Genomic DNA, 26,178 nt, shown 5'->3' on the forward strand with positions numbered 1-26,178 from the left:
TGTCGGCTTTAGCGGCAACGGTTTTGCCTTCGGCGACGAAGTGCATTGAACTGGAAAAATGCGCAGCAATGGCAGCTCGTCAATGTAAGTTAATGTGACATCCTTGCGCGAAACTAGCCATGTCCTTCAGTTGTCATTGAAGGGCATGGCTGGCGGGTGTCTCATCTCTCTCACCTGTCTCATTTCACACGCGCTCGTTCAAGTTCCTCCCAAATAGCAACAGGTAATTGCCTGCGACAGGCTGCAACATTATGCGCAACCTCAGTAGGAGACATGGCACCCACAAGCGTTGTAGCAATCTTGTCCTGGCGTAGACTAAACTGTAGTGCCACCGCTTGCAGATCAACCTGCGCCTTCTGGGACCAGTTCCAGAGGTGCTTCGCGATACCTAGTTCTTCACATGCCTCTTCATCAATCCAGGGCAAACTTGTCCGCACATGTGCAACAGGATCGCGACCACTCAGGAATCCCATTACTAAAGGAGATCCATTAATGACCCCTACATCATATGCTCGCGCCATATCGAGCAGGGGAGTGGCAGTGGTGCGCACCAGATTGTAGTCCAGATACGTTAAAATGGCATCCATTCGTTGTGACAGAATGGCGGTGCGCAAAAGCGCATGATCTCGCACGCCCAGGCCAATCGCATGAATGACTCCCTGCGCTTTCAAGTCCTCCAAAGCTTCAAGAGCTCCTTGAGACCCAAAGGCCTGCTGCAAATCAGGGGGATCATGAATCAAAGCCAGATCAATATAGTCAGTCTTGAGCAGACGCAAACTATTCTCTATACTCTTATAAGTGGCTGTCGCTGAATACTCACCACGCCAGCGGGGATGGGTCCCCGTTTTGGTGGAAAGGATTATATGCTCGCGTAAACCACCATCTAATGCCAGGCCAATGCGCCGTTCACTCTCACCATACAACGGAGATGTATCAATATACGTGACACCCATCTGAACCGCCTGCCGCACTGTAGCGATGGCATCATCATCGGAAACTGCCCCATAGGCCTTTCCTCCAATACCTGCCCCGCCTAATCCTAGTGTGGTTACCTCCAGGCCACTTCGCCCCAGGCAACGCCGTGCTAAAACATCTCTACCTTCACTCATTACACCCCCTATGTCTAGACATAGACACCTATGCAGACCCCGGATAATAGGCAGCCGTGCCCCCAGCATCGTCTGAGGGACACGGCCATCTACTAGCCGAGATCTAACCTTACGATTCCCAACGACCAATATCAGGGGCAGAGCCGTTGAAAGGAAGCCCAACATCCACACCAGCATCTACGACGAGGCTACTCGACGAGGCTGGCTGATAGTACGTATCCCAACGGTTGCCTGTATTCTTGAAGCCAGGATTGCCAAGGAGGTTTCCCGAGCCCAATGTTGGACCACCAGTAAGATTCCAGCCTGCTTTCTGGGGATCCGTGTGATACTTGAGGTTGTTCATAAAAGTAACATTACTCCCACCCTCCACATCAGCTCCCAGTGTGTTGAGAAAGACATTGTTTTTCACATCAACGCCATTGGCATTATCCAGGGTCAATCCATTGCCCATGTTGTCAAACACGTTGTTGTAAATTTTAATGTTCGAAGTAGGATCAGGAACAAACACACCTGAGCTTTGTCCGAAACCAAAGCCTGGCGCACGCTTTACATTCGCAAATATATTGTTGCGCACAATGAAGTTCTTCAGATCATAACCACCACCATGCCAGATCGCAATACCATACCCCTTGTCCTGGAAGTAGTTGTCATAGATCTCCATACCACTGAGGGAGGCCTCAACTGATTCGTTACCATTGTTGCCATCCTGATCGATCATCTTGATGCCATGGAGCTTCAAGTTGTTGGTGGCATTCCCCACGGGTAGGTAGGCTGTCAATTGTGTATGGTTGACGAACGATAACCAGGTATTGCAATTGATATTGTAGATGTCATTACCGTAGCTCAGGTTCCACATCTCAATGGAGGCCTTCTCACCCCAGGTATCATCAAACTCGCTGACATGAATAGTGGAGTCGTGGATCTTCACATTACGGTAATGACCTACAAAGATGAACTTGATGCCGAAGCCACCTTGATCATCGTTAATGGTGATGTTATAAATGTTCGCTCCATCCAGGCCAGCAATATTCAAGTTCCCCAATGATTCGCCGTTTTGCTGTGAGCCTGAGTTTATAAAAGTACAATCATGAATCGTGGTATTATACATCCATTTCCCATCAGGCAAGGGAATATACCACCACATATCGCTACGACCAAAGACGGCGCCACGCATCTGAAAATCTTTGAAGGTCACGTGATGCATGGTCACGTTGTTCCGATTTTCAACCCAGACACCGGCTTTGATCTGATGGTTGTTGCCATCAACGGTAAAATCGCTTAGCGTCTGGTTCCCATTGGCCGAATCAACCATCTGGTCAGGTGACCCATATTTAGGATTCGTACCCGAATACCCCGGAGAAATCAACTGAATCAAGCTCCCATCGTACCAGAGCTTCCAGTCTCCTGCGTTTTGATCAACACCAGGGGTAGGAATAGGACCATTTGAGGTGATGATCGTATTGTTTTCTCCGGCACCTTTGATATTGACACCCAGCGGAAGCACGACTGCGACCGTTTCATTATAGGTTCCTGCCGCTAAATTAATCGTGTTGTTGATACCGGCTGGCACCTTCGTTGCAGCATAGGCAAGCGTTTTCCATGGCTTATTAGCTGTACCATCGCCCGCACTATCACTGCCATTAGGCGCCACATAGTAGTTTGTGCCAGGGGCTGGCGCGGTAGATGTTGTAAAGGAGATACCAGAATTGGTGGCAACGGTCGAGCCAGCGGCACTCGTCGCAGTCACTTTCCAGTAATATTTGGTGGTATCGCTAAGAGCTTTCGCTGGCGTATAGCTTGTCCCTGTCAGGTTGTTGACATCAATCTCGGGACTACTATAGTCACTCTGTGTGGAGACTACCAGTGCATAGCTTGTCGCTCCAGGAGAAGCTCCCCAGGCAAAACCAGGAGTCGTACTGACGTTGGTCGCCCCATCCACTGGCTCTAGCTGGCTAAAGTCTCCTGGGGGTGTGGGTGCAGCAGTGGTAAAAGAGATGCCGGCATTAGTCGCCACCTTCGATCCAACCGAGTTCGTCGCGGTGACTTTCCAGTAATATTTGGTACTCTCCTTGAGGACAGCATCAGGGGTATAGCTTGTCCCTGTCAGGTTTTTGGCGTCAATAGCTGGACTACTATAATCATTCTTCGTCGAGACTACCAGTTCATAATTCTTTCCATTAGATGACGCATCCCAGCTAAAAGCTGGCGCGACACTGATACCCGTCGCTCCATTCGCTGGAGCCGTTTGATTGAAGGATCCAGGCGGTGGCGGTGGCGCAGCAGTGGTGAAAGAGATGCCAGCATTGCTGGACACCTTCGAGCCTGCGGCATTGGTCGCGGTGACTTTCCAGTAATATTTGGTGCTATCCTTGAGGGCACTATCGGGCGTATAGCTTGTCCCTGTCAGATTGTTCACGTTAATAGCTGGACTGCTATAATCACTATTGGATGAGACGACCAATTGGTAGCTTGCAGCCTTGGAGGATGCACCCCAGGCAAAGGCAGTTGTCGTGCTTACATTACTTGCACCATCCTCAGGTGTATTCTGGTTAAAACTACCAGGAGGGACCGGAGTCAGGCCATCATCAAGGGAGAGATCCAAATAATCGATATTAATGGATGCATCTACCTTTGCTTCGCTCTTGATGACAATGTTCTGGTACCCACCAGGAATGGTAAAGGTAACCGTTTGCGTTGCCCAGCTATCCCATCCATCAGTGACAGGAAATGACAATTTCTGGATCAGGTCACTCCCAACATAGAGGGATAAGTTGGAGACGGTGGCACCGGTGCCATTGGCATAACGGATATCTATCTGGGCTAATGTATCATCATTGACTCCCTGGTCAAAGGTCAATTTCGACCATTCACTCGTCAATCCGGTCACATAGCCAGAGCCGGAATAACCAGAATGGATGGATTCGACGGTCGCATTGGCAAGATTTGTTGTTTCAGCTTCGTGTCTGACTGGAGAGCCGTACGCTGCGTGAACACTTTTCACGCCCACCAGGCCCTGAAAGGCCAGACATAGAACTGCGCTGATCAGGAATAGCGCGAAAAATCTTTTTTTCGCACTGCTGTTGATAGTGATCACCTGAAATTCTCCTTTTTCGCCATTGATTCGGATGCACGTACAACAATATATCAGTTGTACTGGTCAGGATGATGGTTGCTCGCATAGCCTTTCTCACTTTTCTAGCAAATACCACGCTCACAAGAGAAAAAGCAGAAAAGCATGTTTGCGATAACAACACAGATGATATGTTGCCTCACCCCCCTTTCATTGAAGTTACAGACGAAAATACCCGCAGAGAAATACTCTCTAGCGATAGATAGTAGAATATTTTTGTGCGTAAAACTACTGTTCAAATCAACGATATTTCAAACTTTTCAATGCTCTCTTGAAAGGAGAAGTTGTTCGTTGAATACATCGAATACGAAAAAGAAGAGATATATCTGTGGAAATATATCTCTTCTTCCAGGGACAGCGGGAATGGGGGGATCTAACTATTCAGGGACGTGAGACTTTTCTGCCAGGCCTGGGTTTCAAAGTCAAGCAATTTATCGAGTCCGGCATTCTTCATATCTTGCTTTTCCTTTTGGAGAATAGAGGCGACCTCGCCATCACTTTGCGCAAACACCATTTTGGCCTGAGCAAGCTTATCGATATCTTTGATGCGCTGGAGAATAACAGAGATATCTCCATTGGGATCGTTCTGCACGTACCCAAACTGTGTATCATCCGTGGTTGCCTTGTACACGATAGTGGCCTGGGCAGCGGTCGTCCAGCTCCGTTGATCGGGCGGTAACTGGCTATCTGTAACAAGTTTGCTATGATCCACAAACGTCGTATTGCCCACCGTATTGTAGATGCCCAGGCCATAGGTATCGAGTTTGTTTTTATCAGCCTTCGCATAGGTGGCATTCAAGATAGGTGTGCCATCACTATTCATTTTGTTCCAGAATAATCCGGGAGGGCCAAAGGTAAAGACTCGCTGTCCTTCAGGTCCAGTTGCCCAATCGAGGTAGGCGAAGATAGCTTCTGGATCTTTCGCGTGCTTGGTGATGACATTCACATTCCATCCTAACCGGGAAAACGTCCCAGGCTTGACGTTGTCCTTGTTCAAACCCGCTTTATAAAATGGCCAGACCACTTTATAGGCAGGATTCTCAAATGTACTTTTCAGGTTGCTATTGGCAGCTTGTAACACATCTCCACCATCCCAACCAAGATAGACAGCGATCTTCCCCGTGTTTGCTTTCTCCTTGATCTGGTCCTGTGTCTGTGTAAAAAGATCTTGTGAGATCAACTTTTCTCGGAACAGTCGACTGACATATTGCATACTCTCAAGGTAGGCAGGATCATCATACAGTGAAACAAGTTTGTTCCCCTCCGGATTGCCAAACATGTACATGTTCTGTAGAGAACGATGCTCGGTAAAAGTAGGATAAAGCTGAATATAACCACCGGCTGACATTTCCAGAGGTATCACACCAGACTCATGTGCCTTGACCAGCTTCAAATAGCTCTCCAGATCATCATAGGTTGCCAGGGGAGGTGAGCCTAGCTCTTTGTAAATTTTCGTATTGATCGCGGTCCAATACTGACCTGTGGCGCCGCCCTTCTGCACATACCAGTTTGGTATCTGATAGAGGTGACCATCCTTCGCCCGCAACAGATTTAATGTGTCTTCACCAATGTACTTTTTTACGTTGGGATATTTATTGAGATAGCTATCCAAGGGAACGAGCATGTTCGCCTGTACCAGTCGATCTACATCGGTACCACGATCTAACATCATGCTGTCTGGCAGGTCATTGGCGGCGATCATCTCGCTTAACTTCTGTTTAGACGCTCCATTCGAATTGATAAAATTAATCGTTACTTTTTTGTTCTGTTGTATCCACTTTGATACATTATCCTGTCCCCATTTCTTACTAAAACTGAGCCAGTCATAATTCCCGTAAAAACTGAATGTCAGGGGCTGATTCGTTCCAGCTTTGGTGGGCTGATTACCGCTATCGCTCTGCCCACATGCGCTGAGCATAAGAGTAAGGATTAAGAGCAACAGTCCCAGTACATTCATACGACGCCAGAAACAGGTAGATCTCATGTGCATCCTCCTTGATAAATGAATAAGCGCAAGACAATAGACAATGTCAGCATTATTCCTTCAGCGATCCCATTAACACCCCCTTTACAAAAAACTTCTGAATAAATGGATACACCAGCACAATCGGAATCACCGCCACCATCATGGTCGCCATCATCAATGAATGCTGGGTGACCCCGGCCAGATGAACATTACCTGCCGCACCCCCTATTTGCTTCAACTGATCCGGTGGAATGGACGAGTTAATAATATTGATCAGTAAATTTTGCAATGGCAACAAATCATCTCGAGTCACATAAATACTGGCATCAAACCACGAGTTCCAGTAGGTCACGGCTGTGAAGAGTCCTAGCGTGGCAAAGACTGGACCAGAAATGGGAAAGACAATACGCATGAACAGGGAAAGATGATTACATCCATCAACCCTGGCAGACTCCTCCAGGCTGGCTGGCAAGTTTTGAAAGAAGGTGCGAAAGATGATCATATTCCAGACATTTAATGCTCCCGGCAGGACCAGGACCCAGAACGTATTGAGCATATCCAGGTTGCGGATCAGCAAATACGTCGGGATCAAGCCACCGCTGAAATACAGCGTGAGAATACAGAGCATCATGTAGAATTTGCGCCCGATCAGGTATTTCTTAGAAAGGGCATAGCCTAAGGTTGAGGTCAGAATGATCGATATGAGCGTTCCGACAGCTGTACGCGCAATGGAGATAAACAGAGAGTTCAGTAAACGACTATCAGCAAAAACCAGACGGTAATTATCCAGAGTAAAGACGCGTGGCCAGAAGGTCAGGCCTCCATTGGCGGTATCAAAACCATCATTAAATGAGATTACCGCGGCATTCCAGAAGGGATACAGCATTGAGAAGGCAACGAAAAGCAAAACGGTAAAGATCATCAGGTTCAGGAAGAGATCACCGATCTTGAGGCGCCTCATACGCCTGACCCTGCTCAGGAAAATGCGGCGCGCTGATGGCTTTTGAGGCCAGTTGTGAGCTACCATAAGCTTGTTTCTCCCCAGCGGCGCGCCATAAAATTCGCACACACCAGCATGAATACGTTGACAACTGATTTAAACAATCCGACGGCAACACCATACGAGTAGCGGAAATCAGTCAGACCAACACGATATACATAGGTATCAATCACATCCGACACATCACGCAGGATAGCGTTATCTCCTCGATTGGTCAGTAAGAGGATATCTTCAAAACCTGCATTGAGAATTTGTCCGACCGATAAAATCAGAAAAATGGTTACGACCGGAGCGATACCTGGCAAGGTCACGTACCAGAGACGGCGTAAGCGACCGGCACCATCGATATCCGCAGCTTCGTACAGGTTAGGATCCACGCCTGCAATCGCGGCCAGGTAGATAATGGAGCCAAACCCTATCTCTTTCCAGATGCCCGTTGAGATAAGGATGCTCCAAAAGTATTCTGGCGTTGAGAGCCAATTCACTGGCTCATGAATAACATGCATCTGCAGCAAAGCCATATTCACAGAGCCATTGTCTACCGCAAGCGAAGAAATTACCAGGCCAGAAACAATTACCCATGACATGAAATGTGGCAGATAACTGATGGTCTGCACAATACGTTTGAAAAAGGGCCATTGTACCTCATTTAAGAGTAGCGCCAGGAACACAGGGGCGGGAAAAGCAAAGATCAACCGCAAAGCACTGATCGCAACCGTATTTTTCAGGACCGGCAAGAAGAGGGGATCAGAGAACACCTCTGCAAAGTGTTTGAAGCCTATCCATGGGCTGCCAAAGAAGCCTCGTGAGAGATCATAGTCTTGAAAAGCTGCTAGCACCCCCCACATCGGAAGATAACTAAAGACTAACAGCAAAATGATTCCCGGTAACACCATCACCTGCAAATCCCATTGACGCAACAGATGGTGCCAGAGGGATGTTTTTTTTCGCACCACTACTGGTTGCCGGAGTGCGACATATTCCATTGGTGGTGGCGACTCAATTTTCATACATTCTCCATCTCATCACTGTGAATATATCCTCTAGAGAAAAAGAGTAGAATATTTTTCTCTTCTGCACCACTGCTCAAATCAACGATTTTTCAAACTTTTCAACACTCTCTGACGTTGTGCTCTTTTCCAGCTATGATCTAAATCACCTCCTCTTAGAAATTAGAAATATGTGTGTGTCTCTCCCTCGCACACCTGCACTTTTCCTCTCCAGACAAACAGCATTGAAAAGTTTGAAAAATCGTTGATTTTGCTGGTGCCATAACGCTGAAAAATACGCTATTATGGATCATTGGAGAATGAATCTCCCTCTATCCTGTCGCATGTATTTCCATACGATTGTGCTACAATACCTGCAGTTATGCTTCTGTTAATACAAAGGAGTATTGACTCGTGTACAAAGTCCTCCTGGTTGATGATGAAGACCTGGATCTGCGCGGGATGAAACAATTGGTGCCATGGAACACTTATAATATGGAAGTGATAGGTGCCGTGAAGTCGGGATATGAGGCATTACAAATCACCCGCCAGCATGCAATACATCTGCTGGTCACAGATATTCGCATGCCGGGTATGAGTGGACTAGAGTTGGCGCGACAAGCGAAGGCGCATATTCCCGATCTGAAAGTCATCTTTGTGAGTGGACACCAGGATTTTCAGTATGCGCGGCAAGCAATAGCGATGCATGCCAATGGCTATGTGCTCAAACCTATCGACGATGATGAGCTCTTTCAAGAAATTGGCGCTATCGCCGCTCAGTTGCAAGAAGAACAAGAACGCGCCACTACGCTGTCTGGATTACAGCGCACCACTCAGCTCACCTCTCTAGAGGAGCAGCCAGCACCGAAGCGGAACCACAAATTGATTGAGGAGGTTAATCAATATATTCAAGCACATATTGGGCAGAATATTCTCCTTCAAGAAGTTGCTTTTCATTTTGGCTTCTCGCCTAACTACTTTGGTCGTCTTTTCAAAGAAGAAACAGGCGAAAATTTTACTGACCATGTCAATCGCAAAAAATTGGAAGAGGCAGCCCGACTTCTTCGTACTTCCCGACTCAAGTTATATGAGATAGCCGACCAGCTCGGGTATAGTAGCCTGACCTATTTTGGTCGCCAGTTTAAAGAAGCATTTGGGCAAACTCCAGGAGAATTTCGACGCAAATGTTGAAGGTGAGGAATCCAATGAATATGAAGCTTGGCTATCAACTCCTACTCTCCTATATTGTGCTGGCGATTATACCAACATACAGCATTGGTTACTATGCGTATACCTCATCAGTCCATGCATTACAGCAAGAAACTACTCTTAGCCTGCAAAACACATTGCAACAGATTCAAAACAACATCATTTACAAACAAAATGAGATGGAGCGTACGGTAGGGCAACTTTTCTATGATCAGAGCTTCCAGGAGGCCATCTATAACTATGTGAACGGTTGGGATGGTTACCTCACTATTACCCAGAACGTCCAACCACGACTCTCAGCCGCTGTAGCGCTGGCGTCTTATGATGTAGAACTCGTAACCTATATCAAAGATCCTGATTTTCCAGAAATACGTCATTCAGCCACAGGTAATCCCTTAAATCAAGGCAAACAGACGGCAATATTACAGTTCAACCGTTTTCCCGATAGCCAGGAGCTGGACACGATACCGGATCAGGCACTATCACAGGGTCTATGGACACAAACTGCGGCCGACAAAATGTATGGGAACATCACTTATCTTAGAAAACTTACCTATTTCCAGACTGGAGATACCCTCGGTCTCTTACAGGTTACAGCCAGGGTACAAGATGTGTTCCCGGCACTTAAAAATGCCAATCTTGGAGAGGGAAGTATCATTGTGGTGACCAATACCACCAATGGCGTTCTGCTACGCACCGGTGCGCCGGGTCCCTTACCCGACTGGAAACATCCAACCCTGCATGCTTTAACCTTCACAGAAATAATTTCTGGTCAAAACTGGCATGTAACCGCCTACGTTCCTCTCTCTAATATCCATCGCGAATCAGAAAACATTCGCAATATCACTATTCTTATTTGCGCGCTGGTCTTTTTTTGTCTCCTCCTCTTTGGCTGGCTGATTTCACACTATATCTCGCGACGTATCAACCGCATTGTCGTCGCCTTCAGAGCGCTCCAGATTGGCGACTTCCGCAGACGTATCCCCAATAAACAGGAAGATGAGCTGGCCGAAATAGAAAACGCTTTTAACGAAATGGCGAATAACCTTGGTATTCTGGTACAGGAGGTCTATATCAATAAGATCAAGCAAAAAGAAACTCAGCTCAACATGCTTCAAGCACAGATCAATCCCCACTTTCTTTACAATACCCTCTCAGCTATCAGCCGCCTGGCAAAATTGGGCGAGAACGATAAACTACAACACATGTTGCTGAGCCTGGCCCGCTTCTATCGACTTAGCCTCAACAACGGACGAACGATTGTCACCGTTGAAGAAGAGGTACAGCAGGTTCAGACCTATCTGGATATCCAGAAGATAAGACACGGTGATGATGTCGAAGTGCGATACGATATAGATCCGGAGGCACTTGCCTACAGCACGTTAAAATTGACCCTCCAACCATTTGTAGAAAATGTCTTGACACATGCGCGTTTCATCAACACCATCCACATTCGAATTCTGGTCCAAAAACAAGGCGGGGATCTCATTTTCCAGATTATTGATGATGGCATCGGCATAGATGACGCGATCCTGACCAGTCTCAAAACAGAAACGAAACATTATGGTATCCAGAATGTTGATCAGCGTATCAAGCTGCAATTTGGTGATGCATATGGGGTTTCAATCTTTAGCACATTCGGCATCGGCACAACCGTTCGACTCACTATTCCAGCCTGGCAGCCAGACATAAGGAAGAACACTGGATCGATAGCTAGCCAGACATAATTTCGTCAGGCACACAAAAATCAAATTTTCGTTACACATGGCATAATACATAAAATTTTATACATTATGCCATTGCTCAATGCACCATAAGCCTGGAATGTTTTTTTGTAAACAAACAAAAATGCATTTTCTACAACAAAAATTGTTTGAGCCAGGCTACCGTAGCCGTGATCTGTTGAGGATGCTCTTTATGGTCCAGGTGTGGGATCTGGATAGAGCGCAGATGTTGGGCCGCATCATAGGCCTCATAGTCAGGTTTTAACGTGTCGATCAACTGCTGCGCATGAAATGCATCTGCTTTCTCGTCTTTTTCACCAACAATCAATAGCAGGGGTCTTGGAGTGATGCAAGGTCCCATCCAGGCACCGGGTTGGCCTCTTACAATCCGGGGCGCGTCACTCAGGTCAGCAAATTCAGGCAACTGAGGAATATATGTCACGGGCATCACACCAACCGCGCAGGTAATACGCGCGTCTCCTGCAAATGTCAGTAAGGCCTGCAAACCTCCCCAGGATGTGCCGACTACTCCAATGCGTCCCACCTTCTCCGTGATGCCTAAGGTCAATACACCATCAACAAGGGCACGCGCATCAGTATGGGCATCTTCAAGCACATCTTCTCCCTCACCCAGAAAACTCTTACGCAATTGCGCAACGGCATTTTCCCACTCACGTTTACGCCCACCATGTGCGCGCGCGTCGATAGCCAGTACATGACAACCAGCATTGAGCAGGGCTGACACAATACACCGGCAAACGTAGTTGGTGCCGGTGCCAGGCAATGTACTCTCTTTGGATTGATGCAAACCACTAAAATAGAGAACGACCGGGCGGGGCTGGGGGGGATCTTCACAGGTCAAGAGGATCGTGGGAATTGGCTCTGCTCCGTTGGGCAGAAACACGGTCTGCTGATAGGGCCAGGCCACCCAGGGAGAGGCAGGTCCATCAGGAATGGCCAGATCACATCCTTTACGGACAGCATTGATCAGTGCTTCCACCAGGGCCAATTCAGCGATATCGGGCGGAGAAATATCAGGCAATGGAACAATCCAATCAGCCTTCGAGGCGATCGGACCCGCTGAATAAGCGGTGCAATAAAGGACACGTGCTCCACGTCCACGAGCGGTTGACAGTGCCGTTTGCATCAAACCATCGGTTGTACCACGGGTGAGGACAACAATAACCGTGTCAGGAGGCAAGCGCCGGGCTCGGGCGGTCCAGTACATTGGCAATGTTGAGCAGGCGGCTGGCACCGCCAGAGCAGATAATCGATCAGCCAGTACAGCGCCGGTATGCGCCAGGTCTGGCGTCGGCCAGACCTCGACACGTGAGGCTGTGCGGAGAGCATATGCGGCTGGCGGGATCTCGCCAATCGCCCCAAGAGCGGTTACAAGCGTTGAAAAATTAGGGGTCGCCGTCTCGCTCGTCAGCGTTTCTAAACGATCAGCGTTGGATGCAGCGAGGTCATTGGCAATGCCAATACGCAAGGTCGCGTAATTCGAAAATCCAAGATTGCGACAAAAACGGGAAACGGTTGGCTGACTGACATTGCATAACTGGGCAAACTCACCAATCGACAGTGCTACAGCCTGACCAGGCTCGTTGAGAATACGTTCCGCCACGCGCCGCTCCGCAGGATGTAATTGGGTGAGCGCACCACCTATGCGCGCCAGAGCACCGCTCAGAGTACCACGCTCAAGAGGTTCATCAAGAATAGCCATTGTTCCCTCATTAATTTGTTATACATCAATATTAAATATAGTATACATAAAGAGCTCAAGGCTGTCAATTCTATGTCTGGCTCAGGTTCTGCTTCACTCTGGCAAACAGGCGACTCTGGTCACCTGCCACTCTACCCAGCTCCCAATCAGGCAGATGTGCACTCCTCTTTCAGAGTATAGCCATTCTTTTTCCAGTTTTCAAGCCTGCTTGCTAGAATCACACCATTTGCCCTTGACAAAAGAGAATCCATTTATGTAATATTCATTCATAATACATGTATATAAAATATTCATGTATCTACCAATATGATGCAAGAGAGCATCTGTCAGACCCCAACGGTCGAATATGCTTTGACGTATCTTGATCACACCCATTGATATGACAGAGAGGGGGGGATAAACACACAATCGTTCTTCTATCTATCTCTATTCAGCGCTTACAACGAAGAAGGAAAAACACGAATGAGAGAAGGATAGCTTACGCTTTTCACATTTCCATGCTTCTATATTTTCCGTAACAGAACAACGATTTGAAATGATTGAACGAGCAGTCATATTTCAAGGAGAGAAGACATGAAGGAATATCATTCCTCACGCAAACACTTCTATGTGGTACTCTTGCTCCTGATGCTCCTTGGTAGCACGATTGGGACCGTGGCACAGACAAAGCAAGCACATGCTGACAGCCCCAATCTGGTCCAAAATGGGGGCTTTGAAGATAGCCTCACCCCCTGGTATGATTTTGGAGGCACAGCACAAACCAGTAGTAGCGTTACGCATAGCGGCAAAGGCGCGCTGGTAATGGGCACAGGGCAACAGGGTGCCGGGCAATCACTGACCTTAGAGCCAAACACCTATTATTCATTCAGCGGCTGGGGTAAAACCACTGGCAGCGGTGAATATGCGCAAATTACCTTGCGGGTCGTGGATGGCTCTGGTGGGCAGGTTGACTACCAGATGCCTTTCACACTCAGCGATTGGACGCGTCAGGCACGTACGATCCTTACTCCTCCAACCGTTTCGTCTGTTATCCTCTATGTGTTAAAAAGTGCAGGATCAGGCTATTTCTATGCCGATGATCTCTTTGTTGGCGTTGGACGCGATGTTGAAGCCTGGCCACTCGCAACCAATAGCATCTGGAATACCTCTATCGGGTCAAGTGCGGTCTACAAACCAGTCAATCTGATCGCACAGGATAGTATCATTGAAGACGATTTCCCGGTTATTTACGGTGATGCGAATGCACCCAGACGTGATGCCTTCACAGCTGGATCAACCAGTGCCAATGACTTTGGATTTTGCAACCAGGATCCTTCCAAGGGATCAGTCGGCATTCCTCAGGGCACGATGCAAATTCCCGATAGTTATACTATCAACAATTGGACACGCAATCCCAACTATACTCCCAATAATGCTGGCATATTCGTTCAAGGTGATGGACGCACCGTCGCTCAAACACAACCTTTAACCCGCTGTGATCCCAGTGGTCCGGTTTTCGGTTATCGTGGGACTGACACCGATCTCTATTCCACCGGCAATGGAGGAATCCATTATGGCTCTGGCCTCTCAGCCATTGGTGGCTTGATCCGCCAGGGCGAGTTGATCGGTCCCGCCCCGATTCGTCACGCTCTGCAACTGGAAATATGGATGGAGAAATTCGCATCCAACAATCCAGCCTTCCGCTGGCCGGCTGATCGGAATGATTATGGTGCAGCCAACAATTATTGTAGTGATGATCCCTGTAAGAGTGACCCCGGCTCCTACAATAGTATTAAGCAAGGATCATTATTGGCGATTCCTACAAACGTCACGCCGGAGAGTTTAGGGATCAAAACAGATCCGGGACGCAAGATCTTCTATGCCCTACAAGACTATGGTGGCTACCTGACTGATGATACAGGCTGGTATTGGGAAGCCATGGGAACAGAAAAAGGCGTTAGCACAGAGATGGCTTCTAAATATGGCTACCCTTTTAATGTATCAAAAAACTCCACTGGTGGTGCGCTGGATTGGTATAATGATTTCACTTCGGTGTTCAAAGCCTTACAGGTCATCGATAACAATAGCCCTACGAGTATCGGTGGCGGTGGAACTCCTCGTGTAACCACTCCAATACCCGATTTCGTCTCTACACCACCACCAGCACCTGTTGCATTAGATCGTACTGGATGGACCGTTCACGCATCTATCAACAATGGCGATGCCGCCAAAATGCTTGACGGCCAGAACGCTACTGCCTGGCAAACAGGACAGGCACAGGCACAAGGTCAAAATTTTGTCGTGGATCTCCAAACCGTACAATCATTCGATCAGGTGTCGCTTGATGCCACCGATCCCGCTTTCTACTCTGCCTTCGCACAGGGATATGAAGTCGATGTCTCTAATGATGCGACAAACTGGATACAGGTCCATGCGGGAACTGGTAGTGGAACAAGTCCGACCCTTGCTACCTTTATTCCACAACAGGCCCGCTACGTCAGAATTAACCTGTTAAATGGCAATCTCAATGGTGTCAACTCCTGGGCAGTTGGCGAGTTTAACCTGTACAACACAAACAAGAATACACAACGTCCCCTGGATCGGAGCAGTTGGACCGCAACAAGTTCTGTTGGTCCCAACGCCAATTATGCGATTGATGGGAATAGCGCAACCCATTGGTCGACTGGTCGAGGTCAAGCTAATGGAGATCATTTTGAGGTTGACCTGGGATCAGCCAGTTCCTTCAGCAAAATCGTTCTGGATAACAGTCATGTCCCGGATGAGTATGCCCACGGCTTGCTGGTCTATGTCTCTAACGATGGCACAAATTGGACTGGTGTGACGGCACTTTATCCCAATTCACCGGTGACAACTATCACCTTTAGTACCCAAACGGCCCGCTACATTTCGCTCTGGCAAACAGAGAATGTCAGTGCTCCCTGGAGTATTGATGAACTCACACTTTACCCATAAACCCTTCTGATAGAGAAACGCTCTTGCCTTGCTGTTTAAGACAAAGTGTTTCCACTTGATGGAGAAACATGATCACAAATAGAGACATTTATTTGGACCTCAGTGTAATACCAAACCGACTTTTTCAATGACTGAACGAGCAGTCATATTTCAAGGAGAGAAGATATGAAGAGATATCATCCTTCACGGAAGCACATCTATCAGATACTCTTGCTCCTGGTGCTTCTTGGCAGCAGCATTGGAACCATAACACAGACAAAGCAAGCGCATGCCGACAGCCCCAATCTGGTCCAAAATGGGGGCTTTGAAGATGGCCTCACTCCCTGGTATGATTTTGGAGGCACGGCACAAACCAGTAGTAGCGTTACGCATAGCGGCAAAGGCGCCCTGGTAATGGGCACAGGGCAACAGGGTGCCGGACAATCACTGACCTTAGATCCCAATACTATTTATTCGTTCAGTGGGTGGGGCAAAACCACTGGCACGGGTGAATACGCGCAGATTACCTTGCGTATCGTGGATGGCTCAGGCGGCCAGGTTGACTACCAGATGCCCTTCACACTCAGCGATTGGACACGTCAGGCACGCACCATTACCACACCTGCCACCATTTCATCAGCGATCATCTATATATTAAAAAATGCAGGTTCAGGCTACTTCTATGCCGACGATGTCTTTGTTGGCAAAGGGCGAGATGCAGAGGCATGGCCGTTTGCCACCGAGAGTATCTGGAATACCCCGATTGGCTCCAACGCCACCTATACCTCGGTCCCTTTCCAGCTTGAATCAGCATATATCTATGATGGAGAGCCACTGGTCTCCACCGATGCCAATGCGCCACAGCGCGCCGCGTACACTGCTGGAAGCACTGGAGCCAATGATTTCGGTCAGTGTAATCTGGATCCCGCACAAGGATCAGTTGGCATTTCGCAAGGATCGCTCCAACTTCCCGACAGTTTTATTCTTGATAACTGGACGCGCAACCCCAACTTCACCCCGAATAATGCCAGTGGTATCATTCAAGGTGATGGCCGAACGATGGCGCAATTTCAACCCACCACACGCTGTACCACTGGTGGTCCGATCTTTGGGTACCGCACGACCGATCTCGACCTGTATGGGGCAGGCATCGGTGGTGGCCACTATGGATCCGGGCTCTCCAGTACCGGGGGCGGCATCAAACCAGGCGAACTCATTGGTCCGGGGTCCATCGGCCATGCATTACAATTAGATTTCTGGTTAGAGAAAAATGCCTCCAAGAATCCCTCCTTCCGCTGGCCAGCCGATCGCGCCGATTACGGAGCAGAGACCAACTATTGTAGCCAGGATCCCTGTAAGAGTAATCCTGCTGCCTTTGCCAGTTTTAAGCCAGGATCATTGCTTGCGATTACACCTTCCACCACCCCGGAAAGTCTGGGTATTAAGACTGCCGCAGGCCTGAAAATTTTCCATGCCCTCCAGGATTATGGTGGGTATATTGTAGATGATACCGGCTGGTACTTTCAAGGCCTTGGGGCCGATTATGGGGTCGATGCAGAGATGCAAAGTAAGTATGGTTACGGCTTCAATACCTCTAGTAGCGCAACAGGGGGTGCTCTCGATTGGTACAATGATCTCAACAGCATCTTTTCCAAATTGCAGGTAATCGACAATAACAGTCCAACCACAATTGGCGGCGGCGGCACGCCTCGCGTTGCGCCCGCACCTGATTTTGCCACCACGCCTCCCCCTGCCCCCGTGGCATTAGATCGGACCCACTGGAAGATAACAAGCTCGCTCAACAACGCCGATGCCAACAAGGTGCTCGACAATAATGCTAACACCTATTGGAACTCGGGTCAGGCGCAATCCTCAGGGCAAGATATTATCGTAGACCTGGGTGCAAGCCAGACCTTTAATCAGATCAGCCTGGATGCTACCGCGGATTTCGCGCGCTTCCCGCAGGGCTATGAAGTCGATGTCTCCAATGATCAAACCAACTGGACGCAGGTATTTGGCGGAGGAGGCAGCGGTACCAGCCCTTCCCTGGGAACATTCCCTGCGCAAACAGCTCGCTATGTCAAAATCCAGTTGACAGGTGGGAGCATTTCCAATCAGTCATGGTCAGTTGGCGAGCTGAACCTGTATACCTCAGCTAACGATGTTGCACTCAATCGATCTGGCTGGACGGTAAGCGCCAATGGGACCGCCGGAGGAACGAGCCCACAGTTGGCCATTGATGGAAATGCGACCACCGGCTGGACGAGCGCACAGGGCCAGAGTAATCACAACGCTTTTCAGATCGATCTTGGCTCAACACACACATTTCGCAAACTTGTGCTTGATGATAGCTCTTTCCCTGATAACTATCCACGAGGATATCTCATCTTTGTCTCCAACACGCCCAATAGCTGGGGAAACGTGGTTGCAGCGTGCGATAACTGCACAAGTGATGCGGTCCAGAGCTATACCTTTCCAGCCCAGACTGACCGCTACATCACGATTCAGGAGACACAAACTAATACGCATCCATGGAGTATCGGTGAATTAACTATTTATTCATGATCTATCTCTCTTAAACTGAGGGCATACACACAGGATGAAAGGAAGTCGCAACTTCCTTTCATCCTCCAGGAGAGAGTGAAATGCCCTCTGACACTCTCCATAGTCTTTCGGTTACCCGACGCTATTCTGATTTACGGAAAAGGAGCATTTTCCTGATGGAAAAGAACGAACCATTATCTCTGATTGATGCTACGGCTGCGACGACGCACGTTTCTCAGCCAACCCCACTCAGTCGACGCCGTTTCCTAACACAGTCGGCCACCGTTGCCGGTGCAGCATTCGGGGCCACTGCCCTCTTAGCGGCCTGCAGCAATGGCAGCAGTGGGCCTGCGACGTCACAGCCAGTCACCATTACCGTCATGGATGATCGTGTCACAGATGATACCGGACTCTCAGATCACTGGATCGCGACATTCCAAAAGCAACATCCATTGATTCGCATCAAACGCCTTGATTTTGATAAAAACCGTCTGAGTTCCATGCTGGCTGCAGGTACCCCACCAGATATTGTTAAAACCCCTGGAGGACCCGATATCAGCAATCTGGCGGCCCGGGGGGCAGCCAAAGACCTCAGTCAGTATTTCACGCAAAGCTCTTTGCTCAAAGAAAGTGATCTGCAACCAGTCTGTGATCTCTATCGCTGGGATGGAAAGCAACAAGGCAAAGGTCCGCGTTATGGCATGCCGCACGACTGGTCACAGGACACGATGTATTGGGCCGATACAGCAGTCTTTAAACGCGCTGGCATTTCTGTACCCTCAATAGAGAAACCTTTAACCTTTGATGAGTTGTTGGACCTCGGCAAACATCTGACGGTACGCCAGGGAAGCAAGATCCAGATCTATGGCCTGGGAACCAACTGGGACTATGAGGCACAGTTGCTCGCGCTTCTGAAACAAGCGGGACAATCTCTATATACCAATGGAGATCAGAGCCAGCTGAATTTCAAACAACCAGAGGTTAAGAAAATCTTTCAGTGGTATGTTAATTGGGCGACCCTCCATATTGGAGACTCCCCACTTGATCCCACCACAGATTGGTCGGGACCACTCTTTATCGCCCAACGCTATGCCCTGGCTCCCAATGGCATGTGGTTCGGCGGCTGGCTTGAAGGAACGGACAAAACCGCTCGTCAGCGGGCGCAACTCATTCCCGCGCCACAATGGGGACCCAATCGAGTCAGCACCTGCTATGGTGGCACCGGCTGGTGGATTCCCAAAACCGCCAAACATCCCGATGAAGCCTGGAAATTCTTTGAATGGTATATGGGTGGCGAACCGGCGGAGTATCGGGCCAAAGTCGGTTATGGTATCTCACCGTTAAAGCATCTGCTGGATACCTTCCCACAAACACCCGAATATAACAAACAAGCATTTGAGGTACAAAAGGCGGAACTTTCCTACTACCAATCGCTACAGTTTACGCCTTATGCCTCCACATTTGGGATTACTCAAATCATCGATTCAAATCTGATCCCGGTCTTCCGGGGAGAGAATAGTCTGGACAGTGCACTCGATCAAATTCAAACCGGCGTGAGCGCGCTCACCCAACAGGCGAAAGATTTGATCGGTTAAAAAAAACAAACCTGGGGAGGCCCTATTCTACGAGCAACTACCGCAAAAAACATCTTCCATCAGGAGGTGTTCGTAGAGTAGTCATGGATACGGCAAGAAGTCCTCTTACTTTATGGCCTCTTGCACCGGCCTTTCCATAACAAAGAAAAGGAACACTCTATGGCTTTGCTGACGGTACAGCGAGACCGGGGAAGAACCACGGTGCACCCTCAATCTCGGCGTCGTCCTGGCTGGAAACGCTATCGCAATCGTACCTTTTATTTTTTTATCGCTCCATGGCTGCTCGGGTTTCTCTTACTGACCGTTATCCCGTTTGCCTTCGCGCTGATCGTAAGCTTCACCAGTTTTGATGGTTTTAGCGCCTGGCGCTGGATCGGCTTCAAAAACTATATAGACCTGGTCCATGATACCAACACCCTCTATAGCCTTGGGAGGACGCTGCTCTTTGTGGTGATTACCATCCCGATCACCATTATTGGAGGCCTGGGGCTAGCCGTATTGGTGGATCGCAAGTTACCTGGCATCAACCTGTTTCGCTCAGCTTTCTACCTCCCCTCGGTAATGCCCATTGTGGCGGCGGCGATCGTCTGGCGCTCCATCTTCTCACGTGATACCGGACTGATCAATGCCTTTCTGTCTATCTTTCAAGGGCCTTTGATCAACTGGCTGGTCGATCCTACGGCATTCTGGGCCGTGATTGTGATGTGGCTCTGGGGTATGGGGGGCGGCATGTTGACCGCGTTGGCTGGCTTGAAGGGGATTTCGCCAGAGTTGAAGGAGGCGTCGCGCATCGATGGAGCAAACGCCTGGCAGAGCTTCAGGCACGTCACCCTCCCTTTGCTCACACCAATCATTTTTTTTCAGGTCATCACCAGCTTTATTGGCACGATCCAGATTTTGATGCAACCACTATTGCTGGCCGCAACCAATTTGAATGCCGTGGGGTATATTCCACGCGGAAACTACTTCTACATGGTCCATGTCTATGCACAGTTCTTCTATTTTCAGCGCTTCGGCTATGGTGCGGCCCTGCTCTGGGTGCTTTTCCTGGTCATCTTGCTGATTACCCTGATTGTCTTCCGCTCCGGTGTAGGTTGGGTCTACTACGAGGTCGAGCGTTAAAAAGAGCACACACGAAAGGAATCCAAACATGGCTCAGCTTGCAAGAATACACGAGTACCAGCAGAAACCAGAGCAGGGAACGCGAGCAAGGAAATCTATACGTACACTCATCGAGCAGGGCATGGTCTTTACGCTGCTCGTCTTTTTTACCCTGCTCTTTGTCTCTCCACTCATCTGGCTGCTGATCACAGCCCTCAAACCTCTGGCGGATATGGCAGCATTTCCCATTCGCTGGCTCCCCAGCCAGGTCCAATGGCAGAATTTTTTCTATGCCGTCACCTATATCGATTTCTGGCATTACGCGCTGAACTCATTGACGCTGGCCGTGATTCAGTCCTCGTTGATTACAATCACCAGCGCGATGGTGGGCTTTGGTTTCGCGCGTCTGCGCGGGTTCGGCAAACAGAAGTTGCTTATGGTCATGCTGGCCACTACCATGCTACCAGGCATGGTGACAATCATTCCCACCTATATCATCTTCTCAAAACTGGGAATGGTTGATACCTACTGGCCCTGGGTCGTCTGGGGGCTGGCCAGCTCCCCTTTCTTTAGCTTCATGTTTCGTCAGTTCTTCTCCAGTATCCCCGGCGAATTGGAGGAGGCGGCCATTATGGATGGTTGCTCGTACTGGCGCATCTTCTGGCAACTCTTTTTGCCACTTTCTCGGCCCGTACTTGCCATCGTGATTATCTTCGCATTTACAGGTGTGTGGGATGATTTTCTGGGACCAATCCTTTTCTTGAATGCTGATAATACAACGCTGGCGGTCGCCATTAGCAATGGCTATCTCGATCCACAGGGCCACCGTGCCGACAACGTCCTGGCGGCCGGAAGCTTACTGTATGCGCTCCCGGTCTTGATCATCTTTCTGCTCACCCAGCGTTTTTTGATCAACAATTCCGCATCCAGTGGTCTCAAAGGGTAAACGGGCGCGTAGACATCATTGACGAGAAAGAAAGGTGGACCCTTGCGCGTCTCACCTTCTTTCTTGCAAAGAACCACCATATTATCACCTACACGTCATATCCCATCCCGGGTGCGGTAGGTGCGTGTACCAGGCCTTGCGCATCAACCACGGGATCGCGTACGACTGGATTGGTCGCGACCAGCGATTCATAAATGGTAGGTCGCCGCTATGTAGTTTCTTATTCGACATCAAGGAGATATCTGGCTGCAGGAGAGATGCGCCTGAAGGTTTCCAGGCGTAGATACTCACGTTGATTCAATTGTTGAGAAAACTCGCGTGCACTAAAGCAACAGTGCAGAGCACGCCTGGTATTCTGGGTAACGTTGCGCGTTCCTCCATGCCACAGGTGAGCGTTAAAGACCAGTACAGTACCTGCTGGGGCCAGAGCTAATACTTGCTCGGGATGCTCATCAGCAGGATGTGACATTGTTTCTTCAGGTGACTTGAAGAGGCGATGTGTTCCAGGTACCACACGCGTGGCTCCATTTTCGCTGGTGAAATCATCCAGCATCCACAGGGAATTAACAACATGAAAGGGTTCGCCTTCTTCCAGGCGTCCCCAGTCAGCGTGCAGGCTTTGATGACCCTCTCCTGGAATCGCATCACGCCCATTCAGTGAGTAAAGTTTGAACTCGCGACCGATAATATGAAACACAGCTGCTAACAATTTGGGATGCGTATAGATACCATCAAATACCTCACCCTTATTTACCAGATCGGAAAGCCGACGCGTCCCCTTTTCCTGGTGCACTTCCATCCCTGCCGATTGACCCTCTTTCGCCATCAATTCTTCATATTTCGCACGCAGTTGTTTCAACCAGACGTCGTCTATCAGGTTGGGAAATAACACATATCCTTGCTCATCCAGCAGGCGCTTCTCTTCGTTACTCAGCGTAGTGGAGGTCACACCCAGTTCCTCCATAACTTTCATCATACGTGTTACCGGTTGGTGGTCAGACATATGTCTCCTCCGTCCATAAGCAATATATTGCACAAAAAGGCCAGTCCCAGTCTACAGGCTTGCATTCAGTAGCTTATGCCAGTAATATTACGCCAGGTATGTAGACTACAACAATGCACAAAACGCTCACATCTTTGCAGAAAAATGGCGTGTCCAACAATGGCGTTCTTGTTGTATAGCTGGTAACAGTGAAAGCGAGGAGGACATGAACCTTCAACTCACCAATGCGGGCGCATATGAAGCCCCCCAGGGAAAAGATTTCCCTTTGCATACCCATACAGAGTGGGAAATCGTCTGCTATTGTACAGGTACGATTCAGACCGTGCTGGACGCAGATGTCTATGAGACGGCTCCGGGCGTCCTGGTGCTTACCCCCCCAGGAATTGCGCATGCCGAATATGCGCGCACAGGTTATATGTGTTATTATCTGGGCATTATCGCGCCTGTTCACCACCCCTGGCCGCGTATATGCCTGGATGACGCGGAACGATCTTTGACCCACCTCTGTCGTAGTCTGATCCGCGAATGGTACTCGCACTATGTTGACCGTGCAAAGATGCTGGACCTGCTACTCCAGCAACTCGATCTACTCTTGATGCGCGCAGCTATCAGTCCTCCATTAAGCACCGCAGAGAGACTGGTAGCGGCGGCGGAACGCTATATGCAAGAGCAACATCATCGTCCACTGACGATCAGTGAAATCGCGCTCGCCCTAAATATCTCGCCCGCCACACTACGCAGACATGTTATGCGTCTACACGGATGCGCGCCAGCCGTTCTCTTGCAATGCATTCGTGTCAGACATGCATGCGACCTCCTACGTACCTCTGATCTCACACTGGAAGCAATTGCACATCTCTGCGGCTATGATTCAGCCAGCCATTTGAGCCGCCAGGTGAAAAGCCTCACAGGAAAAGCTCCTGGCACCTTGCGCATACATGCATATGAAGATGGGCTGGTTCCGCTGGTAATTTCATCGAAGGCTGAAAATAATTGACAGAGACGTACTAACGAGTTTCAACGACGGCACAACAGGTGCCGTCATCCGGATCGGGAGTACCAATCACTGCGTGTAAACGATGGAGCAGGTCAACATACTCCTGCGTATCCGTACGGCCATCCCAATCGATATCACAATCATATTTTGCATAGCGAGTGATCGTGCGGCGCGTCTGTTCTCGCGCTTCTCGTTCAGTATCAGCCACATAGACAAAGCGTAGAACAGACACAACACCCGACTTCTCTCCCAATGCCTCCTGATAGCGGCTTATGATGTGTTGATGACGTAAAACTGACCCCACCCGTGGAACGAGGATTGGGCACCCCATCTGTCCCGCCACTTCAGGAGTCCCTTTCCCAGCAGCCAGCCAGAGCAGTTGATGCGCATTCTGAACGGGCCGGGGATGGATAGCAAGATCTTTATACTGGTAGTATTCACCTTCGAAATCGATGCGACCAGTATCAAAGGCCTGGCGTAGAATCTCAATAACTTCAATTGTACGTGCTGACTTCTGTTCTATCGGAACGTGGAAGTGAGCAAACTCGGTAGGTTTGTTGGCACCTCCCGATCCCACCCCCAGCCGTAACCGTCCACCCGAGAGGGTATCCAACAAACCTGCATCCTCAGCCAGGCGTAATGGGTTATAGTAAGGAGCTTCGATAATAGCGGTACCCAGACCAATCTGCCTGGTCATGGCGCTCATCCGTGCAAGATAGAGCAGCGGATCAGGCATACGACCATACAGATCAAAATGATGCTCAGCAAACCAGATGGCGTCGAAACCAAGCGCGTCAGCGACCACAACCTGAGCCTCAATCTCCTGGTACAGCTCTGGCACTGCTTTACCAGGAAGGATATCAAAATTATAAAAAAGTGAGAAACGCACTGATTTCCTCCGCCAATTCTTCCTTACCTACCAGACAACACACATTTTCATCAACGCTAACCAATACCAATATCTTGCCGCCTGGTCGTCAGTAACATACGAGGATAGCTCACATCCTCAATGCCTCTGCATAAAGGCTGAGAGTATGTGCTGGCGATGGGGTGAAAACGCTCGATCTGTCCTTCTCGCAGTTGTTGTGCGAAGAAAGGATCCTGGTGCATACTTAAAAGTGCTTCACGGATCCTGTGCTTTATCGCAGGGTCCAGATGAGCAGCCAGTACGACAAGGGGACTGGTGGTAGAGCTATATGTACCGATGACACGCAATTGCGCAGCTATGTGTGGGCTATTGCGCCATACCAGTTCTACCATACTTCCCTCGATGGCGCTTGCGTCCACTGTGCCATTGAGCACAGACCGCATTGATTGGGCCTGAGAAACGGTTTCAAGCATGCTGCGGAAATGGAATAGCACATTGCCTTGCTCATCGCGAAACTGATCTTCTACCTGAGACATCCCCACATGATACGCCCAGGTGGCATATTCCAGATCACCGAGGGATGTGAAATCACTTTCTTTGCGGACGATAATATCAAAAAAAGGGGAAATGGAATCTTGTTCGTGCTCGTCTGGCTCAAGTGACATGGCAATCAGTTCGACCGAATTGGGAGAGAGGTTTTGAAGTTGGAGATAGTCATTCGCACTCATAAAACCAGCATCAGCATACCCGCCCTCAAAATCATCCAGGCTCTCTCCGCTCAGAAGAATAGTAGGTATGTGTAATACACGTTCAATGTATTCTGTAATGTACTGATAGGTCTTGTACAATGTCGGTGTGAGAAACGTCTCAAAAATAAGAGTGGCGTCATTCATTCGGCTGTCTCCATGAGAGAAAGAGTCATACACTCTTTCTACGGCAAAATTTGCGCAAGCAGCGTCTCGCACATACACTTTTCAAACAAAGGTTTCGGATCCCGCTATTCTCTTTCATAAAGATCGGAGAAAAAGCTACGCGTTCTCACGAACAATGACGACGCAAGAGACAAGCGTAGGACGGTCACCAGGGGAGACAACTAGCAACAACAGAGACAAGCGTAGTAATAATGGCAGTTTTGACGAAGATAAAGCGTGGCGGCACTGTAGGCCCGATCCCATACACACCAACACTGATTGGACGTGGTGCTCCATACAGGACGTGTTCTTACCCACGGAAACATGACATGATGCGTGTGTAGGTTCAAACGATACCGTTTCATGTTCAATTCCTGCTCTCAATGCCTCGAAAGTTGTTTTCAACATGCCAAGCAACTAATTTATATTAAA

Annotated in this window: 17 protein-coding genes; 8 read left to right on the forward strand and 9 right to left on the reverse strand. The window is 49.0% G+C overall.

From position 1 onward, the window contains the following. Window positions 1-179: 179 nt before the first annotated feature. The 5 genes from EL633_RS02935 to EL633_RS02955 all read right to left on the reverse strand — a co-directional run bounded on the left by EL633_RS02935 (window position 180) and on the right by EL633_RS02955 (window position 8,191). A complete protein-coding gene (locus tag EL633_RS02935; RefSeq protein ID WP_161981893.1) occupies window positions 180-1,109 on the reverse strand; it encodes an aldo/keto reductase in 930 nt (309 codons plus the stop codon). Window positions 1,110-1,218: 109 nt separating this feature from the next. Next, the gene (locus EL633_RS02940) at window positions 1,219-4,203 is read right to left on the reverse strand and encodes a carbohydrate-binding protein (RefSeq protein WP_161981894.1); all 2,985 of its coding nucleotides are present in this window, start codon (window positions 4,201-4,203) and stop codon (window positions 1,219-1,221) included. A gap of 409 nt (window positions 4,204-4,612) precedes the next feature. Beyond that, on the reverse strand, window positions 4,613-6,223 hold the full coding sequence (locus EL633_RS02945; protein WP_161981895.1) for an extracellular solute-binding protein: 1,611 nt from the start codon (window positions 6,221-6,223) through the stop codon (window positions 4,613-4,615). Window positions 6,224-6,275: 52 nt separating this feature from the next. Further along, window positions 6,276-7,166, reverse strand: a complete 891-nt coding sequence (locus EL633_RS02950) for a carbohydrate ABC transporter permease (RefSeq protein ID WP_126629321.1) — start codon at window positions 7,164-7,166, stop codon at window positions 6,276-6,278. A 59-nt stretch (window positions 7,167-7,225) separates the two neighbouring features. Continuing rightward, complete coding sequence (locus EL633_RS02955) at window positions 7,226-8,191, reverse strand: ABC transporter permease (protein WP_126629322.1); 966 nt, start codon at window positions 8,189-8,191, stop codon at window positions 7,226-7,228. Window positions 8,192-8,608: 417 nt separating this feature from the next. Between EL633_RS02955 and EL633_RS02960 the strand changes: the two genes are divergently transcribed. After that, window positions 8,609-9,385 carry a response regulator transcription factor gene (locus EL633_RS02960; RefSeq protein WP_126625765.1) on the forward strand — a complete coding sequence of 259 codons (777 nt, stop codon included), beginning with the start codon at window positions 8,609-8,611 and terminating at the stop codon, window positions 9,383-9,385. A 14-nt stretch (window positions 9,386-9,399) separates the two neighbouring features. Further along, window positions 9,400-11,130, forward strand: coding sequence for a sensor histidine kinase (locus EL633_RS02965; protein WP_161981896.1), 1,731 nt, complete (start codon window positions 9,400-9,402; stop codon window positions 11,128-11,130). A 130-nt stretch (window positions 11,131-11,260) separates the two neighbouring features. Here EL633_RS02965 and EL633_RS02970 read toward each other — a convergent pair whose 3' ends face one another. Then, a complete protein-coding gene (locus EL633_RS02970) occupies window positions 11,261-12,850 on the reverse strand; it encodes an alpha/beta fold hydrolase (RefSeq protein WP_126625767.1) in 1,590 nt (529 codons plus the stop codon). A gap of 573 nt (window positions 12,851-13,423) precedes the next feature. Here EL633_RS02970 and EL633_RS02975 point away from each other — a divergent pair. The 5 genes from EL633_RS02975 (at window position 13,424) to EL633_RS02995 (ending at window position 21,967) form a co-directional block, all read left to right on the forward strand. Beyond that, window positions 13,424-15,802, forward strand: coding sequence for a discoidin domain-containing protein (locus EL633_RS02975; protein ID WP_126625768.1), 2,379 nt, complete (start codon window positions 13,424-13,426; stop codon window positions 15,800-15,802). A gap of 165 nt (window positions 15,803-15,967) precedes the next feature. Continuing rightward, window positions 15,968-18,346, forward strand: a complete 2,379-nt coding sequence (locus tag EL633_RS02980) for a discoidin domain-containing protein (RefSeq protein WP_126625769.1) — start codon at window positions 15,968-15,970, stop codon at window positions 18,344-18,346. 155 nt (window positions 18,347-18,501) lie between these two features. Next, window positions 18,502-19,920 (forward strand): ABC transporter substrate-binding protein, encoded by a 1,419-nt coding sequence (locus tag EL633_RS02985; RefSeq protein ID WP_161981897.1) that lies wholly within the window; start codon window positions 18,502-18,504, stop codon window positions 19,918-19,920. Between the two features lie 159 nt (window positions 19,921-20,079). Beyond that, the gene (locus tag EL633_RS02990; RefSeq protein ID WP_126625771.1) at window positions 20,080-21,042 is read left to right on the forward strand and encodes a carbohydrate ABC transporter permease; all 963 of its coding nucleotides are present in this window, start codon (window positions 20,080-20,082) and stop codon (window positions 21,040-21,042) included. Between the two features lie 28 nt (window positions 21,043-21,070). Further along, entirely contained in the window at window positions 21,071-21,967 is an 897-nt protein-coding gene (locus tag EL633_RS02995) for a carbohydrate ABC transporter permease (RefSeq protein ID WP_218027409.1), read from the forward strand. A 220-nt stretch (window positions 21,968-22,187) separates the two neighbouring features. Here EL633_RS02995 and EL633_RS03005 read toward each other — a convergent pair whose 3' ends face one another. Continuing rightward, window positions 22,188-22,970: a phytanoyl-CoA dioxygenase family protein gene (locus EL633_RS03005; protein ID WP_218027410.1), complete on the reverse strand. Its 783-nt coding sequence runs from the start codon at window positions 22,968-22,970 to the stop codon at window positions 22,188-22,190. 205 nt (window positions 22,971-23,175) lie between these two features. Between EL633_RS03005 and EL633_RS03010 the strand changes: the two genes are divergently transcribed. Then, window positions 23,176-23,967 carry a helix-turn-helix domain-containing protein gene (locus EL633_RS03010; protein ID WP_126625772.1) on the forward strand — a complete coding sequence of 264 codons (792 nt, stop codon included), beginning with the start codon at window positions 23,176-23,178 and terminating at the stop codon, window positions 23,965-23,967. A 10-nt stretch (window positions 23,968-23,977) separates the two neighbouring features. Here the strand turns inward: EL633_RS03010 and EL633_RS03015 are convergent, their stop codons facing one another. Both EL633_RS03015 and EL633_RS03020 read right to left on the reverse strand, forming a co-directional pair. Then, window positions 23,978-24,856: an LLM class flavin-dependent oxidoreductase gene (locus EL633_RS03015; protein WP_126625773.1), complete on the reverse strand. Its 879-nt coding sequence runs from the start codon at window positions 24,854-24,856 to the stop codon at window positions 23,978-23,980. Between the two features lie 56 nt (window positions 24,857-24,912). Beyond that, window positions 24,913-25,728, reverse strand: a complete 816-nt coding sequence (locus EL633_RS03020) for a phosphate/phosphite/phosphonate ABC transporter substrate-binding protein (protein WP_126625774.1) — start codon at window positions 25,726-25,728, stop codon at window positions 24,913-24,915. Between the last annotated feature and the right edge of the window lie 450 nt (window positions 25,729-26,178).

Source organism: Dictyobacter alpinus, assembly GCF_003967575.1.
Taxonomy (GTDB): Bacteria; Chloroflexota; Ktedonobacteria; order Ktedonobacterales; family Ktedonobacteraceae; genus Dictyobacter; species Dictyobacter alpinus.